We start from the raw sequence: 19,489 nt of genomic DNA on the forward strand, positions 1-19,489 counted from the left end.
GGCCGGTTCCTGCATGCAGCGCTGTAGGAGCCGGCCTGCGGGCGACTCAACGCTCGCGCATCGCCTCTGTCCGCGCCTTGAGCACTGGCTTCAAGAGATAGTCCAGCACGCTTTTCCGGCCGGTGATGATGTCCACCGTGGCCACCATCCCCGGGATGATCAGCAACGGTTTGTTGTCCCCACCCAAGTGATTTTTGTCGGTGCGCACCTGGATCAGGTAGAACGCATTGCCCTTGTCATCGGTCACCGTGTCGGCACTGATCAGCTCGAGCTTGGCCTTCAACCCACCGTAAATCGTGTAGTCATAGGCACTGAACTTGACCATCGCCGGCTGCCCCGGATGCAGGAACGCCACATCCTGCGGCCGCACCCTGGCCTCGATCAGCAGGTTGTCCTCGATCGGCACGATCTCCACCAGGTCACTGCCCGGCTGCACCACGCCGCCAATGGTGTTGACCTTGAGCAGCTTGACGATACCACGCACCGGCGACACCACGGTGGTGCGGTTGACCCGGTCGTCGATGGCGATGCTGGTGGCGGTGATCTTCGACAGTTCAGTGCGTTTGTCGTTGAGCTCCTTGGCTGCTTCGGAGCGGAAGGTGGCGTCGGACTCCTGGATCTTGCTCTTGATTTCCGCCACCGCCGCCTCCGCCCGGGGAATGGCCAGGCTGGTGGCATTGAGCTGGCCGCGCGCCTCGACGGTACGTTGTTTCAGACGCAGGATTTCCACCGGCGAGATCGCCCCAGTGCCCACCAGCGGTGTCGACATGTTCAGCTCCTGCTGCAATAGGCCCAGGGCCGAGCGGTACTGTTCGACCTTCGAGCGGAATTCGGCGAGCTCCTGGGTCTTTTGCCGCAGCTGTTCGTTGAGCGTCTGTTTTTCGCTGGCCAGGCGCCGTTGGCGGGATTCATACAGCGCGATTTCGTCTTCGGCAACTTGCGGAGCCTTGGCCCGCACTTCATCCGACAGCTCGAAGGGGCGCCCCTCGGACTCGGCGGCGAGGCGCTCGACCTGGGCGGTCAACGCATACCGATCCGCTTCGCTCTCGCCTTTGTTCGACTTGAAACGGGTGTCATCCAGGCGCAGCAGGGTGGCGCCTTTCTCGACCATTTGACCTTCACGTACGAAGATCTCGGTGACGATACCGCCTTCCAGGTTCTGCACGACCTGTACCTTGCTCGACGGGATAGCCTTGCCTTCGCCTACCGTCACTTCATCGAGCACCGCCAGGCTGGCCCAGGCCAACGCCACCAGCAGCAGTGCGGCGGCCAGCCACACGGTCAGGCGCGACAGGCGGGGTGAGTCCTGCAAAGTGGCGCCGGCCAGCTCCGGCATATAGTCGCGCTCGGCTCGTTTGTCGTTGCCCTGGTTGCTGCGCACGCTTTGCATGAGAGGCATGGTGAACTCCTACATTGCCGCGCCAATGCGGCCTTTGCGCAGGGCGTCGATGACCGCGTCCTTTGGCCCGTCGGCGACGATCTTGCCGTTGTCCAGCACCAGTAGACGGTCCACCAGGCTGAGCATCGAGGTGCGGTGGGTCACCAGCAGTACCGTCTTGCCTGGCACCCAGGCCATCAGGCGCTGGCGCAGTTGTTCCTCGCTGCTGTTGTCCATGTGGCTGGTGGGTTCATCGAGAATCAGGATCGGGGGCTCCAGCAGCAGGGCCCTGGCCAGCAACACGGCCTGGCGCTGGCCACCGGACAGCAGCTGGCCTCGTTCGCCCACCGGGCGGTCGAAGCCACTGGGATGTTGCCTGGCCAGCTCGCTGACGCCGGTCAGTTCGGCCACTTCGAGCATGCGTGCATCGCTGACGTGACGTGCGCCGAGGGTGAGGTTATCGCGCAAGGAACCGGCCAGCAGCGGCAGGTCATGGGCCACGTAGCCGATCTGGCCACGCAGGTCGGCAATATCCAGTTGGCGCAGGTCGAGGTTATCCAGCAGCACCTGGCCTTCGTCAGGGTGATGAAAGCCCATCAACAGGCGTGCCAAGGTGCTCTTGCCCGAGCCGCTGCGGCCGATGATGCCAATGCGCTCGCCAGGGCTGAGGCTGAGGTTGACGTCATGCAGCGCGGCATGGGTTTGCCCTGGGTAGCGGAAGCTGACGTGGCTCAGTGCCAGGCCACCCTTGAGCGTGGTGTGCTCCAGCGCTTGCTGTTCGGCCTGGCGCTCCTGAGGCAGGGCCATCAGCGCGTCGGTGCTGCGCATGGTGAGCTGAGCCTGCTGGTAGCGGGTGATCAGCCCGGCGATCTGCCCCAGCGGTGCCAGCACTCGGCTGCCGAGCATGTAGCTGGCCACCAGGGCGCCGACACTGAGGTTGCCGGCGATGATGCTGTAGACCCCGGCCACGATGGTGGCCATGCCGCAGAACTGCTGGATGAACAGGGTGCCGTTGCTGGCCAGGGAGGAGAGGTTGCGGGCGTGGGCATCGAGGCGGGCGATGGCGCCGTTGGTGTGTTCCCACTGGTACTGGCGTTCGCTTTCGGCGCCGCAGGCTTTGAGAGTTTCCAGGCCACCCAGGGTTTCGATTAGCAGCGCTTGGCGCACCGCGCCCAGGCTCAGGCTCTTTTGTACGGTGTCACGCAGACGAGCCTGGATCAGCAGGGCGAAGCCCACCGCAACGGGGAAGGCGATCAAGGGAATCAGCACCAGCCAGCCGCCGAGCAGGCCTATCACCAGAAGCATCAGGGCAACGAAGGGCAGGTCGATGATGCTGGTCAGGGTCACGGCGGTGAGAAATTCGCGTAGCCCCTGAAAGTCGTGGATGCTTTGGGCGAAGCCGCCAATGGTGGCGGGCTTGGCCTTCATCGCCATGCCGGTGATGCGCTCGAACAAAGTCGCAGACAGAATCAGGTCGGTTTTCTTGCCGGCTTGATCGAGCAAGTGGGCGCGGACCATGCGCAGCACCAACTCGAACGCAGTGCCAATGAACAGGCCAGCGACCAGTACCCACAGAGTCGATACAGCCTGGTTGGGCACCACGCGGTCGTAGGTCTGCATGACGAACAGCGGTACCATCAAGCCGAGCAAGTTGATCAGCAGGCTGGCCAACAAGGCATCGCCATACAGCCAGCGTGAGTGACGCAGTGTGTCGCGGAACCAGGCGTTGACCCTGGGTAGCAAGGGCGAGCGCAGGTCTTCCAGGGTGTGTCGGGGGCGAGCGAAAAGGGCGTTGCCACTGTAGGCCTGGTCCAGCGTTTCACGCTCGACCCATTGCTCACCGCCTTCGGCTTCGCAGGGCAGGATCAGCGCACGGCCGTCATCGCCCCAGCGCTGCAGCACGGCGCTGCGGCCGTCGTTGAGCAACAGCAACACCGGTAGGTTGAGGGGCGAAATGTCAGCCAGGCCACGGGGCAGGACGCGCGCCTGTAGGCCAGCCCTGGCGGCTGCTCGTGGCAGCAGTGCCGGGCCCAGGCGCTGCTGGGCCAGGGGCAAGCCGCTGCACAGACTGGCACGGCTGGCCGGGCGACCATGCAGGCGACACAGGATCAGCAGGCCATCGAGCAGTGGGTCATCGACATCCGGGCGCGGCTGCGCGCTTTGCATACTGGTCACGATGGACTACTCCCGCGACGTTGGATGGGGTGCAACGCCTTGCGAACCGGATCTGCCTGCGGCTGTACCTAGCGCATGTCGGGCAGTCTTGCCTCGTTGCGCACATCGCTCTTGGCAATGGCCTCTGGCGGCAGCGAGATGCGTTGCTTGCTCAGCAGTTCGCCCATGGTCGCCAGGACCCGATACATCGAGAACTCCTCGGTGTACCGTACTTCGGTGTAGCGGCGGTTGGCGTTGTACAGCTCGTTTTCGCTGTCCAGCACGTCCAGCAAGGTTCGCTGACCCAGGCCGAACTGGTCCTGGTAGGCGGCTCGTACTCGCTGGGTGGTTTCGGCGTATTCACGAGCGGTCGGGGCTTGCTTGCGGGCGTTGTTCATGGCGTTCCAGGCCAGGGCCAGGTTCTCGTTCAGCTCGCGTAGGGCATTGTTGCGGATGTCCATGGCCTGGTTGATCTTGTGCGCATCCGATTGCAGCCGGGCCTTGTCGCTGCCGCCGCGGAACAGGTTGTAGCTGAGCTCTACGCCGGCCTGCCAGTCGTTGTTGCTGTGGCCTTTTTCTCCGCCCAGGTTGTTATTGGCGCCGGTGGCCAGCACAGCGTCCAGGCGCGGATAGAAAGGCGACTTGGCCACTTCGTACTGCTGCTCGGCGGCATTCACATCGGCCTGGGCCGATTTCAGGTAGGGGTTGTTCTCCAGCAAGCCCTTGCGTGCCTCATCCAGATTGGCAGGTACCTGGCCCTTGATCGTGGACGGGGTTTCCAGTTCGTCGGGCATGCGACCGATGACGCTGTAGAAGTTGGCCTCGGCGTCCGCCAGGTCGACTTCGGCGGTGTCCAGGTTGTTCTCCGCCAACGCGCGACGGGCCCGGGACTGGTCGAGGTCGGCGGTGCTGCCGACGCCACGCTCGCTGCGCAGGCCGATCTGGTCGTTGACCCGCAGATGGGCCTGCAGGTTGTTTTTCGCCAAGGTCACCAGCTCACGGCGCTTGAGCACCTCCAGGTACACCTCGATGGCGCGTAGGGCAACCGTCTCGGCGGTGGCCTGGGTGTAGTAGGCCCGCGAGTTGGCCACCGCCTCGGTGCGGCCTACCTCGTTGGGGGTGTTGAAGCCATCGAACAGCATCTGCCGAAGACGCAGTTCCGACTGGGTGTAGTTGAGCGTTTCCTTGCGGTGGTTGCTGGTGCCGTCAGCGTTGAGTCCACGAGTATTGAGGTTGTCGGAACGTTGGCGGCCATAACCGGCCACCAGGTCGACAGTTGGGTAGTACCCCCCGCGAGCGAACTTCACATCCTCGTCTGCCGACAGTCGACTATTGCGGCTGGCGCTGATCTCGGGATGTTGGTCCACGGCGTTCTGGACGGCCTCGTTGATTGACATCGCCTGAACGTTGGCACACGCCATGGCCAACAGCACTGCACTGGTGATGGGGGTTAACACGCGCATGGGGTACATCTCCCTGGTCCAAAAAAAGTCCTGCTTTTCGCCAAAAAAATGACGATATTTATGCTTCAAACCGTTTCAAGTTTGTAACAACAGAGCTAAGAACATTTAGGGCGCGAGCTAAGAAGATTTTTTCATAATACCTATGCGAAAAAAAACTTATGCGGTCTATGCAAACCAAGACATTGTTTCTTTCAGGTGAATTTGAAACTCGTGGTAGGCCACGGTTTTCAGGCATCGCGGTGAGTTCCAGATTTTTTACAGCTAAAGACGCAGGACGGTTAGGCAAAGGTGGTATTTGGCGACAATTTTTTGGCACAAAATGATGGCCAACTTACATTAATACTATCGCCAAAGTAGTCACCTGAAGGATCGATGCTCACCGCGACCACGCTTGAGCTCGACTCCTTGATCTGCGCTGCGCCCTGTCATTGGCTGTAAAAGCCTATCGGTTAGGGGAGGCGTGCGCTCATGGCTAAGTTAGTCGGTGTGGTCAGCAAGGTGGTCGGGCAGGTGTTCGCGGTCGGCAGCGACGGTGGGCGACGGCCCTTGGTGGAGGGCGACCGCCTGTTTGCCGGCGAGCAATTGGAAACTGGCGCAGCCGGGGCCGTGGCCGTGCGTTTGCACAATGGCGCCGAGCTGACCCTGGGGCGTGACAGCAGCCTGACCATGACCTCCGACCTGCTGGCCAACCAGGCGCCTCACGCCCAGGACCACGGCACGGCGCCGAGTGATGCGCAGCTCAGTGATGTAGAACGCATTCAGCAGGCCATTGCCGCAGGCGATGACCCTACCCAGTCCGCCGAAGCCACGGCTGCTGGCCCATCCAGTAGTGGCGCACCCGGCGCCCTGGGCGGCGGCCACAGCTTCGTGATGTTGACCGAGGTGGCCGCGCGGGTCGACCCAACGGTCGGCTTCCCAACGGCAGGTTTCAATTTAATTCCCGAGCTGGCCACGCGCGAGATTGCCGGGACGGATCCCAGCAGTGATGACAATGGTGATGTGCTGCGGCCCACGCCGCCGCAGGATGAGAACAATCCTGTCGAACTGCAGGGGTTGGATCTTGCACCGAGCGAACTGACTTTCAGCGAAGCCAACCTCGCCGACGGATCGGCCAGTGACCCTTCCGCGTTGACCCAATCCGGCAGTTTCACCGTGGTGGCGCAGGATGGCGTGTTCAATCTCAGTGTGGGTGGCATCAATGTCGTGACCGCTGGCGTTGTCACAGGCGTTGGCCAATCCATCATCACCGCTCAGGGGAACCTCCTGACCATTACCGGTTACAATCCTACCACCGGTGTGGTGACCTACAGCTACACCCTTACCGGGGCCGAGCAGCATGGCACTGGCGAAGGGGTTCGCACGGTGCACGAACATTTCCCGGTTCTGGTGAGTGACCGCGACGGCGACATTGCGCAAGGTTCGTTGGATGTGAACATCCGTGACGATGCGCCCAAGGCTTATGACGACAGCAACGCCGTCACTGGCACCGAGCAGCACACCGAGCTGACCGGCAACGTCCTGGGCAACGACGTGCAAGGTGCCGACCGTGTGGTCGGCGGCCCGGTTATCGCCGGTACCTTCACCGGTACCTACGGCACGTTGGTACTGGCCGCAGACGGTTCCTACACCTATACGCTCAACACCAATGACCCGGACTTCAAGAACCTGGGGGGTGGCGGTAATGGTCTCGAGCACTTCACCTACACGATCAAGGACGCCGACGGCGACACCAGTTCCGCGACTTTGACCCTGAACATCAGCAACCTCAACGACCCGGTGACACTCGATGGATTGGAGGTGCAGGGTGGTGAGCTGAACGTCTACGAGAAACATCTGGGCGATGGCTCGGCGCCCAATGCGTCGGAGCTGACCCAGCAGGGCACGTTCAAGGTCACGGCGCCGGATGGCCTGCAGAGCCTGAGCGTGGGCGGTATCGCCGTGGTCACCGGTGGCGTGCCTGCCGGCTTCCCGCAATCGGTGGTGACCCCGGAGGGGCATACCCTGACCATCACCGGCTATGATCCCGCTACCGGTGTAGTCAGCTACAGCTACACCCTGACGGACAATGAAAGCCACGCTAATGGCGATGGCACCAACAGCTTCAGCGAGCACTTCCAGGTCATCGCCAAGGACGTCGATGGCAGCACCGCCACTGGCAGCCTGGATGTGAACATCGTCGACGACGTGCCCAAGGCTTATGACGACAGCAACGCCGTCACTGCCACCGAGCAGCACACCGCGCTGACCGGCAACGTGCTGGGCAACGACGTGCAAGGTGCCGACCGTGTGGTCGGCGGCCCGGTTATCGCCGGTACCTTCACCGGTACCTACGGCACGTTGGTACTGGCCGCAGACGGCTCCTACACCTATACGCTCAACACCAACGACCCGGACTTCAAGAACCTGGGGGGTGGCGGTAATGGTCTCGAGCACTTCACCTACACGATCAAGGACGCCGACGGCGACACCAGTTCCGCGACTTTGACCCTGAACATCAGCAACCTCAACGACCCGGTGACACTCGATGGATTGGAGGTGCAGGGTGGTGAGCTGAACGTCTACGAGAAACATCTGGGCGATGGCTCGGCGCCCAATGCGTCGGAGCTGACCCAGCAGGGCACGTTCAAGGTCACGGCGCCGGATGGCCTGCAGAGCCTGAGCGTGGGCGGTATCGCCGTGGTCACCGGTGGCGTGCCTGCCGGCTTCCCGCAATCGGTGGTGACCCCGGAGGGGCATACCCTGACCATCACCGGCTATGATCCCGCTACCGGTGTAGTCAGCTACAGCTACACCCTGACGGACAATGAAAGCCACGCCAATGGCGATGGCACCAACAGCTTCAGCGAGCACTTCCAGGTCATCGCCAAGGACGTCGATGGCAGCACCGCCACTGGCAGCCTGGATGTGAACATCGTCGACGACGTGCCCAAGGCTTATGACGACAGCAACGCCGTCACTGCCACCGAGCAGCACACCGCGCTGACCGGCAACGTGCTGGGCAACGACGTGCAAGGTGCCGACCGTGTGGTCGGCGGCCCGGTCATCGCCGGTACCTTCACCGGTACCTACGGCACGTTGGTACTGGCCGCAGACGGCTCCTACACCTATACGCTCAACACCAATGACCCGGACTTCAAGAACCTGGGGGGTGGCGGCAATGATCTCGAGCACTTCACCTACACGATCAAGGACGCCGACGGCGACACCAGTTCCGCGACTTTGACCCTGAACATCAGCAACCTCAACGACCCGGTGACACTCAATGGATTGGAGGTACAGGGTGGTGAGCTGAACGTCTACGAGAAACACCTGGGCGATGGCTCGGCGCCCAATGCGTCAGAACTGACCCAGCAGGGCACGTTCAAGGTCACGGCGCCGGATGGCCTTCAGAGCCTGAGCGTGGGCGGTATCGCCGTGGTCACCGGTGGCGTGCCTGCCGGCTTCCCGCAATCGGTGGTGACCCCGGAGGGGCATACCCTGACCATCACCGGCTATGATCCTGCCACCGGTGTGGTCAGCTACAGCTACACCCTGACGGACAATGAAAGCCACGCCAATGGCGATGGCACCAACAGCTTCAGCGAGCACTTCCAGGTCATCGCCAAGGACGTCGATGGCAGCACCGCCACTGGCAGCCTGGATGTGAACATCGTCGACGACGTGCCCAAGGCAGTCGCCGACTCTGCCGCCGTTCACGAAGGCGGCACGGTGACCGGCAACGTGCTGTACAACGACACTTTTGGCGCCGACACCCTGGGCGATGGCAAGTACGTGGTCGGTGTGCGCGCCGGCAGCGATACCTCCACCTCGGCCAGTGGTGGACTCGGTTCCAACATCAACGGCCAGTACGGTTACCTGACCCTGGATGCCAACGGCAATGGCGTTTACCACGCTTACCCCGACAGCGTGGCAGGCTCTGGAGCGACGGATACCTTCGTCTACACCATCCGCGATGCCGATGGCGATGAAAGCACTGCGACCATCACCATCAACGTGCAGGGCGTTTGCCTGGTGGCGTGCAAGGATGGCGACATTACGGTGTACGAAAATGCCTTGGACACCGGCAGCAATCCGGCGTCGACCGCCGAAACGGCGTCCGGCAGCCTGGTCGGGTCGGTCAGTGGTGGTGTCGGCCCATTGACCTATAGCCTCGTTGGCAACGCCACCGGCCAGTACGGCCATATCCAGGTCAACCCGGATGGCACCTATACCTACAACCTGACGTCCCCTGCCAATACGCCCGGTGCCGAGCAAACGGTCGAGCATTTCACCTACAATGCCACCGATGCGCTGGGCAATAGCGTGACGAGCACCATCGTCATCACTGTCGTCGACGATGTACCGAAGGCAGTTGCCGACTCTGCCGCCGTTCACGAAGGCGGCACGGTGACCGGCAACGTGCTGTACAACGACACTTTCGGCGCCGACACCCTGGGCGATGGCAAGTACGTGGTCGGTGTGCGCGCCGGCAGCGATACCTCCACCTCGGCCAGTGGTGGACTCGGTTCCAACATCAACGGCCAGTACGGTTACCTGACCCTGGATGCCAACGGCAATGGCGTCTACCACGCTTACCCCGACAGCGTGGCAGGCTCTGGAGCGACGGATACCTTCGTCTACACCATCCGCGATGCCGATGGCGATGAAAGCACTGCGACCATCACCATCAACGTGCAGGGCGTCTGCCTGGTGGCGTGCAAGGATGGCGACATTACGGTGTACGAAAATGCCTTGGACACCGGCAGCAATCCGGCGTCGACCGCCGAAACGGCGTCCGGCAGCCTGGTCGGGTCGGTCAGTGGTGGTGTCGGCCCATTGACCTATAGCCTCGTTGGCAACGCCACCGGCCAGTACGGCCATATCCAGGTCAACCCGGATGGCACCTATACCTACAACCTGACGTCCCCTGCCAATACGCCCGGTGCCGAGCAAACGGTCGAGCATTTCACCTACAAGGCCACCGATGCGCTGGGCAATAGCGTGACGAGCACCATCGTCATCACTGTCGTCGACGATGTACCGAAGGCAGTTGCCGACTCTGCCGCCGTTCACGAAGGCGGCACGGTGACCGGCAACGTGCTGTACAACGACACTTTCGGCGCCGACACCCTGGGCGATGGCAAATACGTGGTCGGTGTACGCGCCGGCAGCGATACCTCCACCTCGGCCAGTGGTGGACTCGGTTCCAACATCAACGGCCAGTACGGTTACCTGACCCTGGATGCCAACGGCAATGGCGTCTACCACGCTTACCCCGACAGCGTGGCAGGCTCTGGAGCGACGGATACCTTCGTCTACACCATCCGCGATGCCGATGGCGATGAAAGCACTGCGACCATCACCATCAACGTGCAGGGCGTTTGCCTGGTGGCGTGCAAGGATGGCGACATTACGGTGTACGAAAATGCCTTGAACACCGGCAGCAATCCGGCGTCGACCGCCGAAACGGCGTCCGGCAGCCTGGTCGGGTCGGTCAGTGGTGGTGTCGGCCCATTGACCTACAGCCTCGTTGGCAACGCCACCGGCCAGTACGGCCATATCCAGGTCAACCCGGATGGCACCTATACCTACAACCTGACGTCCCCTGCCAATACGCCCGGTGCCGAGCAAACGGTCGAGCATTTCACCTACAAGGCCACCGATGCGCTGGGCAATAGCGTGACGAGCACCATCGTCATCACTGTCGTCGACGATGTACCGAAGGCAGTTGCCGACTCTGCCGCCGTTCACGAAGGCGGCACGGTGACCGGCAACGTGCTGTACAACGACACTTTCGGCGCCGACACCCTGGGCGATGGCAAATACGTGGTCGGTGTACGCGCCGGCAGCGATACCTCCACCTCGGCCAGTGGTGGACTCGGTTCCAACATCAACGGCCAGTACGGTTACCTGACCCTGGATGCCAACGGCAATGGCGTCTACCACGCTTACCCCGACAGCGTGGCAGGCTCTGGAGCGACGGATACCTTCGTCTACACCATCCGCGATGCCGATGGCGATGAAAGCACTGCGACCATCACCATCAACGTGCAGGGCGTTTGCCTGGTGGCGTGCAAGGATGGCGACATTACGGTGTACGAAAATGCCTTGAACACCGGCAGCAATCCGGCGTCGACCGCCGAAACGGCGTCCGGCAGCCTGGTCGGGTCGGTCAGTGGTGGTGTCGGCCCATTGACCTACAGCCTCGTTGGCAACGCCACCGGCCAGTACGGCCATATCCAGGTCAACCCGGATGGCACCTACACCTACAACCTGACGTCCCCTGCCAATACGCCCGGTGCCGAGCAAACGGTCGAGCATTTCACCTACAAGGCCACCGATGCGCTGGGCAATAGCGTGACGAGCACCATCGTCATCACTGTCGTCGACGATGTACCGAAAGCCCACTGCGACACTGTCTCGGTGTACGAAGGTAGCTCGGTGACGGGGAACGTGCTGTGGAATGATGTAGTCGGTGCCGATACCTTGGGCGACGGCAAGTATGTGGTTGGCGTGCGTGCAGGCCACGATACCTCCACCTCGGCCAGTGGTGGAGTGGGGACCAACGTCAATGGCCAATATGGCTACTTGACCCTCGATGCCGATGGCAATGGCGTCTACCACGCCTATTCCAACAGCGTCTCAAAAGCCGGCGCTACTGACACCTTTGTCTACACCATCCGCGACGCCGACGGTGATGAAAGCACCACGACCATCACCATCAACGTACAGGACAAGAACGGGCAGGTGTGCGGGGATGAAGGCGTCCAAACGCTTGGCAATGGCTCGGGTCAAGACAAGAATGGCAACAACAGCCTGGTGTTCGAAAGCCAGGTCAAGGCTTTGGATCGCAGTGCGTTCATCACTACGCCTGGCGTCATGACCGCTGCACTGGTGGTGCTTGGCTACCTGGGCCCGGTTGGCAATGCTAACGCCGAAGATGTGTTTACCGTCAGCTTGCGCAAGGGCGAAACCTTGAAGCTGGACCATGACCGCCCGGACGGCAACTTGACCATGGAATGGAAGGATGCCGGCGGCAGCTACCAGCCTGTTGCCGACGGCGGCAGCTTTACTGCCAGCCATGACGGGGTTTACAGCATCCACCTGGTCAACCCATCCAACGCGTCTGGCAACAGCAAGGCGGCCGAAAATTACAAGCTGAGCCTGGTGGTCGACTATGCCAATGCTGAAAACGGGGCCCAGCACAGCGGATACACGATGAGCGAGCACCACGGCAGTGGTGCCAGCGGTACGCTCGACCTCACCTACCAGGGCAACGCGACGCACAATGGGTCGTCAGCCAACGATGTGTTGTTGGCCGGGGAGGGCAACGACACCCTGAACGGCAACAACGGGCACGATGTGCTGGTGGGCGGGGCAGGCAATGACAGTCTGTACGGAGGTAATGGCGATGACCTGTTGATCGGCGGCGCGGGCAATGACGTGCTCGATGGCGGCAATGGTATCGACACCGCCAGCTATGCCAGCGCTACCGGACCGATCACTGTGAACCTGAGCATGGATGGTGCCCAGAACACAGGTGGGGCTGGGGTCGATACCCTGGCGCGTATCGAGAACCTGATTGGCTCGGACTATGGCGATACGCTGATCGGCAGCAGCGGTGACAATGTGCTGGATGGAGGTTTGGGCAACGATATGCTCAACGGGGGCAGTGGCCAAGACACCCTCATCGGCGGCCCAGGCAACGACACGCTGACGGGCGGCATTGGCAACGACACCTTCGTCTGGCACAAGGGCGACGCAGGCCACGATACGGTCACCGACTTCACGCCGGGCAGTGACCATCTCGACCTGTCGCAGTTGTTGCAGGGCGAGCATGCTACTGCGGCGTCACTGGATGACTACTTGCACTTCAAGGTCAGTGGTACGGGCACGAATGTGGTTTCAACCATCGAAGTCAGCAGTGTGGCGGGGGCGCCACCCACCCAGACCATCGATTTGGCGGGGGTGGATCTGGCCCAGCATTATGGCGTGACAGCGGGGGCGGGCGGCGTGATTTCGGCGGGGCCGGACACAGCGACGATCATCAATGGCATGCTCAATGATCATTCGCTGAAGGTGGATACCGTGTGAAATGACTGGCGTGGTCGGATTGCTGGGGCCGTTTGGGTCCCACAGACAACAGTGCGGTGCTTGGCGGGCGCATTCGCTGTCGGTACGTGCGCGGCGTTAATGACGGGATGGTGGGCTTGGCTGTTTCTCGTGGGAGCGGCCTTGCGTCGCGAAAGGGAGCGCGCAGCGGTCCTCGGGAGCCAGCCACGCAGTCCTCAACCAGGCCGGCGCAGGGTCTTCTGTTTGAGGATGTACACGCTGACCAACACCGCGCTGGTCAGCATGAAAGCGCGTGCCCAGAACAGCGGTACCAGGTAACAGGACAGGCTGATGCTCGCCCACATCAAGCCGATCGCATAGACCTTGCCCTTGAGGGGAATGCCTTCGCCGCTCAGGTAATCTCGAATCCACGGCCCCAGCGTAGGATGGTTGATCAGCCAGTCGTGAAAGCGCGGCGAACTACGGGCGAAGCAGGCTGCTGCCAGCAGGAGGAACGGGGTGGTGGGCAGCACCGGGAGGAAGATCCCCAACACCCCGAGCGCAACGCTGAGCCAGCCAATGGCCAGCAGCAGGTAGCGCATGACCGACTCAGTGGTGGCGTGGCTTGAGCAGTGCCGGCTTCTCGTCAGGTGCGTGCAGCAGCAGGAACAATGCACTCAGCGCCTCGGGAATCTGCACGATCATGTCGTCCTGCAGGTTGGCGTTACTGGCAATGTCGCTGAACTCGGGCTGCTCGTCGAACAGGCCAGAGCCGACCATGATCGGCAGCAGCATCTCGCTGACTTCTTCTTCGGCGTTTTCGAACCAGGCTTCCTCGCGCAGGAAGACGCCTTCCATGAACCCGATGCACCAGCCACGCAGGTCGGAGTCATCCGGCTCATCGGTCAGGTCCAGGTCGCACGGCAGGTCGAACTCTTCGTCGCTGGCCAACTGGCGGGCGATGTGGGCCTTGAGTGCCACCAGGGTCGCCTCGATCTCGGTGCGCTGGGCATCGCTGGCGTAATGGGGCTCTTCGGCGAACAGCGCGTCGATCCATTCGCGCTCGGGCACTTCTTCCGAGCAGATCGACAGCGCGGTCAGGTAGCCATGGGCGGCGACGTAGTCCAGCGCTTCTTCGTGCAGCTCATCGGCGTCGAGGAAGGCTTGCAGGCGGGTCAGTTGCTCGGCGAAGGACATTACAGGGCTACCTTGGGGAATAAACGATAGTGAATTCTAGCACCTTGCAGCGGCGACGGTGCAAAGGGAACGTCTGTCACCAGGGCACCCTGTGCCACGATGCACTGCGGTATACTCCGCGATTTTTCATCCAGGGGCGGGTTTTCCCGGTCATCTGGCAAAAGCCGCTTACGCATTTGCTGTGTGCGCAGCGGGTTTTTCGTCCAGCCTGTGTCCAGGATGGTACGGCGATTGGTGGAGTTGCACATGCTCGAACAGGCTCAGCGCGTTCTCAAGGATATCTTCGGCTACGACAGTTTCCGCGGGCGTCAGGCCGCGATCATCGAATGCGTGGCCAAAGGTGGCGATGCCTTGGTGCTGATGCCCACCGGTGGCGGCAAGTCGCTGTGTTTCCAGGTGCCCGGATTGCTGCGCCCGGGCTTGACTGTGGTGGTGTCGCCCCTGATCGCGCTGATGGACGATCAGGTCGCTACTCTCGATGAGCTGGGCGTTGCGGCCGCCGCGCTGAATTCGACCTTGAGCCCCGAGCAGCAGCGCGACCTGGCCGGGCGTTTGCGCCGCGGCGAAGTGAAGATGCTCTACCTGGCGCCTGAACGTCTGGTGCAGCCGCGCATGCTGGAGTTCCTGCGAGGCCTGGACATCGCCCTGTTCGCCATCGACGAGGCCCATTGCGTTTCGCAGTGGGGCCATGACTTCCGCCCTGAATACCTGCAACTGGGCCAGTTGGCCGAATTGTTCCCGCATGTACCGCGCATTGCGCTGACGGCCACCGCCGACATGCGCACCCGGGAGGAAATCGTCCAGCGCCTGCACCTGCAGGGGGCTGAACGTTTCCTGTCGAGTTTCGACCGGCCGAACATCTTCTACCGTATCGTCCCCAAGGAGGCGCCGCGCAAGCAACTGATGGCATTCCTGGGCGAGCGTCGTGGCAACGCTGGCATTGTCTACTGCCTGTCGCGCAAGAAGGTCGACGAAACCGCTGCCTTCCTGTGTGAGCAGGGCTTCCCGGCGCTGCCGTATCACGCCGGCCTGGCTGCCGAGACACGGGCAGCCAACCAGCACCGCTTCCTCAACGAGGAAGGGTTGATCATGGTCGCCACCATTGCTTTCGGCATGGGCATCGACAAGCCCAACGTGCGTTTCGTGGCTCACCTGGACCTGCCAAAGTCGCTTGAAGCCTACTACCAGGAAACCGGCCGCGCCGGCCGTGACGGGTTGCCGTCCGACGCCTGGATGGCGTACGGCCTGCAGGACATGGTGATGCTCAAGCAGATGCTGCAGAACTCCGAGGGCGACGAACGCCACAAGCGCATCGAGCAGCACAAGCTCGACGCGATGCTGGCCCTGTGTGAAGAAACCCGCTGCCGGCGTCAGGCCCTGCTGGCTTATTTCGATGAAATCCTCGAGCAGCCATGTGGCCATTGCGACAACTGCGTCGACCAGGTTCAGACCTGGGATGCCACGGAACCGGCGCGCCAGGCGCTGTCGACGGTATTTCGCACAGGTCAGCGCTACGGTGTCGGTCATCTGGTGGATGTCTTGCTGGGCAAGGACACCGAAAAGGTGCGCAACTTCGGCCACGAGAAACTTTCGGTGTTCGGGGTAGGCAAGGCGCTGGCCGAGGCCGAGTGGCGTTCGCTGTTCCGTCAACTGGTCGCACGCGGGTTGGTGGACATCGACCTGGAGGGTTATGGCGGTTTGCGTCTGTCCGACAGCTGCAGGCCCCTGCTGCGCGGCGAAGTGACCTTGCAGTTGCGCCGCGACCTCAAGCCCCAGACGGTGGCCAAGACGTCCTCCAGCGCTGGCAGCCCTGCCAGCCAACTGGTGCGCGCCGAGGAGCGCGAGCTGTGGGAAGCGCTGCGCACGTTGCGGCGCAAGCTGGCCGAGGAGCACAGCGTGCCACCTTATGTCATCTTTCCCGACTCGACGCTGCTGGAGATGCTGCGCAGCCAGCCTGCCAGCCTCAGCGACATGGCCCAGGTCAGCGGCGTCGGTGCGCGTAAACTGGAGCGCTACGGCCAGGCCTTCCTCGAGGTGCTCAATGGCGCGGGCGGCACGGCTGAGGCGCCGAAGGTGGTGCTCGACTTGCGCCACGAACTGGTCAGCCTGGCCCGTGCCGGCATGACACCTGCGCAAATCGCCGGCCAGCTCAACTGCAGCGAGAAGAACGTCTATAGCCTCCTGGCCGAAGCGCTGGGTCGTCAGGAACTGAGCCTGGAGCAGGCCCTGGATCTTCCCGAAGACCTGCTCATGGAAGTTCAGGACGCCTTTCTCGACGGTGAGGGCGAGTTGCCTCCGGTGTCTGCGATTGCGCCAATGTTCGGGGCGCGGGTGCCGGAGGGGGTGCTCTATTGCGTCCGGGCGGCGCTGGCGGCGGAGTTCGAACTCTGATCGCAGGCATTTCGCCCAACGGCTGACCTTTGTCATGCTTTTTGACGATAATCGGACGTTTCCGCGCGGCGCAGCCTTGCTTGATGGCAGCGAGCATGGTTAGCTGACTAATAATTAGTTCTAGTCAATGAGTTGCTTATGCCCCTGACCGACAACCAACACCGTTTTGGCATGCAGCTGGCCCAGATGTCCCGGGGTTGGCGTGCTGAACTGGACCGCCGCCTGGCCGGGCTCAACTTGTCCCAGGCTCGGTGGCTGGTGTTGCTGCATCTGGCGCGTTTCGACGAAGCTCCCACCCAGCGTGAGCTGGCCCAGAGTGTCGGGGTCGAAGGGCCGACCTTGGCGCGTCTGCTCGATAGTCTGGAAAGCCAGGGGCTGGTGCGCCGTCAGGCGGTGATGGAGGACCGGCGTGCGAAGAAGATTCTGCTGTGCCCACCGGCCAAACCGCTGATCGACCAGATCGAAACCATCGCCAATGCCTTGCGCCAGGAGCTGTTCACCGGGGTGGAGGAAGCGGACCTGGAAGTGTGCATGCGCGTGCATGCGAAGATTCTGGCAAACCTCGAAAAGTCCTGACCCCTAGGTAAATGCAGGCGCCGGCTTGCTGGCGATTGGGCTGCAGCGCGGCCCTGGCGCGTCAGAAGGTATGCCCCAGGTTCAGATACACCGCCTTCTGATGCGCATCGTTCGCCCCGTAACTCAAATTCAGCGGCCCCAGCGGCGTCTCCAGCCCCAGGAAGATGCTCGCCGCATTGATGTAGCCACTGTCGAATTCATTGTCGTTGTTCCAGGCTCGGCCACGCTCCAGCGAGCCGCCGATGTACAGCGGGAAATCCAACGGCACATAGGCCCTGGGCGTCAGGCGACGGTAGTAGACCATGCGCAGGAGGCTGATGTTCTGCCCTGACACCGAGTCCTGCCGAAAGCCCGAGAGCTGTCGCGCACCACCGATGACGAAACTCGAGGTGACCACTTCGGCGTCATCCAGCGTGCGCCCGTAGCGGCCGCCCAGCACCCAGGTATTCGGCCCGCTGCTCATGGCTTTGTCCAAGTTGAACTGCCATTGCCTGTAGTCCTGGTCCGAATCCAGCGAGGCATCATACTTGCGCAAGGTCAGGCCAATATCTTCGCCGTGGTGAGGGAAGTACACATTGTCGAGTGTGTCGAACGAGTACTTCAGTTCATAGAAGCCCTCGTTGAAGCTGACCTTGGGCAGGTCCTGGTCGCCGACGCGCACGTCAGCTTCGCCCCAGGCCTTGCCCACGCCCAGGCGCACTTCGCCATTGGTGCTGATCTGACGGCCGACATTCAGGCCGAAACCATAACGTTCGAGGCGGTATTCAGCGATGGGGTCGTTATCCAGCGTCGCCTCGATGTTCTGCGAGCCGAAGTCCAGGTACGGCGCCACGAAGTAACGTGAACCCACGTCCAGCGGTTGGTAGAACTCACTGTAAAGCTCCTGCAGGTCGCCGATCTGTGCGCGGGTCAGCCATTCGGCACCCAGGCTGTTGATACCGTTGACCCGATAGCTGGCGCCCAGGTTGAAGGCACTGTCGCCACGCAGGTCATCCGACAGGTTAAGGCCCAGGCGCAGGTAGTCGGTGCCGCTACGTTTCCCGCGGGCGTTGATCACCAGGGTATTATCGTCGCCCTTGTGCACCACGCGGTACTGCACCCGGTCGAAGTAGTCCAGGCCATACAAGGTGCCCATGTCGGTTTGCAGACGGTCCAGCTCCAGAGGCGCGCCGATCGGCTGGCGGATGTAGGAACGAATGACCTCGTCGCTGACCTTGGCGTCGTTCTCTATCCGAATCCGGGTAATGACCGGCGTGCGCTGGCGGGGCGAGCGGGCCGCGGCCAGGCCTGCATCGCCGTCGGGCTGGCGTAGGCTGGCCAGGCGCGAATCGAGCAGGCGGGTGGCGCGGTAGCCCGCGTCGATCATGTCATGGGCGCGGCCGAAGTCGGTGACGCCATAGGCAGCCAGCGGCGGCTGGATCAGGATGTCGTCGCGGTGCAGGCTGGCCAGTTGCTCCTCGGAATTGCGCCGGGTCATCAGGGTGATCGACTGGTTGAGCACATCGACCACCGTGGCCAGCTGTTTGCGGTCGCGTAGTGGAGTACCGATGTCCACGACGATGGCCAGGTCCACGCCCATGTCGCGGGCCACATCCACGGGGATGTTGTCGACCATGCCGCCGTCCACCAGTAGGCGTCCGTCCAGCTCGACAGGCGCGAACACCGCGGGTATCGACATGCTGGCACGGATCACCTGGGGCAGATGGCCACGGCGGAACACCACTTTCTCGCCGCTGGCGATGTCGGTGGCCACGGCGCGGAAAGGGATCGGCAGTTTGTCGAAGTCGCGGGTGTCGGCAGTGTGGGCCAGTTTGCTTTCCAGCAGCAGGGACAGGTTCTGGCCCTGGATCACGCCCAAGGGCAGGCCGATGCTACCGTCGTCGCGAAAGCTCAGTTTCTGTTTGACCAGAAAGTCGCGGTCGTCCTGTTTGCGGCGAAACGGCACGTCCTTGCGCGGTGGGGCGTCGGACAACGCCTGTTGCCAGTCGAGTGTGGTGGCCAGTTTCTCCAGCTCCTGAACGCTGTAGCCCGAGGCATACAAACCGCCGATCACCGCGCCCATGCTGGTGCCGGCAATGGCATCGATGCGTACGCCCTGTTCCTCCAGGGCCTTGAGTACGCCAATGTGAGCCAGGCCACGGGCGGCGCCACCGGAGAGCACCAGGCCAACCTTGGGCCTGGCTTGCTCGGTGGCGAGGGCGGTAACGGAGGTGAGCATCAGCAAAAGGCAGAACAGCAGGCGGCGCATCGTGAGTCTCAAATACTGGCGTAAAGACCGCTAGTATAAGCGGCCCCTTAC

General features: G+C 62.3%; 9 protein-coding genes. 3 read left to right on the top strand and 6 right to left on the bottom strand.

The features are described 5' to 3' along the window. Nucleotides 1-46: 46 nt before the first annotated feature. The 3 genes from C4Q26_RS19175 to C4Q26_RS19185 form a co-directional block, all read right to left on the bottom strand. Nucleotides 47-1,399, bottom strand: coding sequence for an HlyD family type I secretion periplasmic adaptor subunit (locus tag C4Q26_RS19175; RefSeq protein WP_177429836.1), 1,353 nt, complete (start codon nucleotides 1,397-1,399; stop codon nucleotides 47-49). A gap of 9 nt (nucleotides 1,400-1,408) precedes the next feature. After that, nucleotides 1,409-3,544, bottom strand: coding sequence for a type I secretion system permease/ATPase (locus C4Q26_RS19180; protein ID WP_023381637.1), 2,136 nt, complete (start codon nucleotides 3,542-3,544; stop codon nucleotides 1,409-1,411). Nucleotides 3,545-3,621: 77 nt separating this feature from the next. Beyond that, entirely contained in the window at nucleotides 3,622-4,995 is a 1,374-nt protein-coding gene (locus tag C4Q26_RS19185) for a TolC family outer membrane protein (protein ID WP_023381636.1), read from the bottom strand. Nucleotides 4,996-5,463: 468 nt separating this feature from the next. Here C4Q26_RS19185 and C4Q26_RS19190 point away from each other — a divergent pair, with 468 nt between their 5' ends. Continuing rightward, nucleotides 5,464-13,068, top strand: coding sequence for a retention module-containing protein (locus C4Q26_RS19190; RefSeq protein WP_104883406.1), 7,605 nt, complete (start codon nucleotides 5,464-5,466; stop codon nucleotides 13,066-13,068). A gap of 194 nt (nucleotides 13,069-13,262) precedes the next feature. On the opposite strand, the gene C4Q26_RS19195 is transcribed toward C4Q26_RS19190, so the two are convergent. Further along, a complete protein-coding gene (locus C4Q26_RS19195) occupies nucleotides 13,263-13,628 on the bottom strand; it encodes a YbaN family protein (RefSeq protein ID WP_023381634.1) in 366 nt (121 codons plus the stop codon). A gap of 7 nt (nucleotides 13,629-13,635) precedes the next feature. After that, nucleotides 13,636-14,223: a YecA family protein gene (locus C4Q26_RS19200; RefSeq protein ID WP_023381633.1), complete on the bottom strand. Its 588-nt coding sequence runs from the start codon at nucleotides 14,221-14,223 to the stop codon at nucleotides 13,636-13,638. 246 nt (nucleotides 14,224-14,469) lie between these two features. Here C4Q26_RS19200 and recQ point away from each other — a divergent pair, with 246 nt between their 5' ends. Both recQ and C4Q26_RS19215 read left to right on the top strand, forming a co-directional pair. Continuing rightward, a complete protein-coding gene (recQ, locus tag C4Q26_RS19210; protein WP_104881384.1) occupies nucleotides 14,470-16,614 on the top strand; it encodes a DNA helicase RecQ in 2,145 nt (714 codons plus the stop codon). A gap of 138 nt (nucleotides 16,615-16,752) precedes the next feature. After that, a complete protein-coding gene (locus C4Q26_RS19215) occupies nucleotides 16,753-17,190 on the top strand; it encodes a MarR family transcriptional regulator (protein ID WP_023381631.1) in 438 nt (145 codons plus the stop codon). 61 nt (nucleotides 17,191-17,251) lie between these two features. Here the strand turns inward: C4Q26_RS19215 and C4Q26_RS19220 are convergent, their stop codons facing one another. Continuing rightward, a complete protein-coding gene (locus C4Q26_RS19220) occupies nucleotides 17,252-19,438 on the bottom strand; it encodes a patatin-like phospholipase family protein (RefSeq protein ID WP_023381630.1) in 2,187 nt (728 codons plus the stop codon). Nucleotides 19,439-19,489: the final 51 nt, after the last annotated feature.

Origin of the sequence: Pseudomonas sp. SWI44 (assembly GCF_002947915.1) — a bacterium.
GTDB lineage: Bacteria > Pseudomonadota > Gammaproteobacteria > Pseudomonadales > Pseudomonadaceae > Aquipseudomonas > Aquipseudomonas taiwanensis.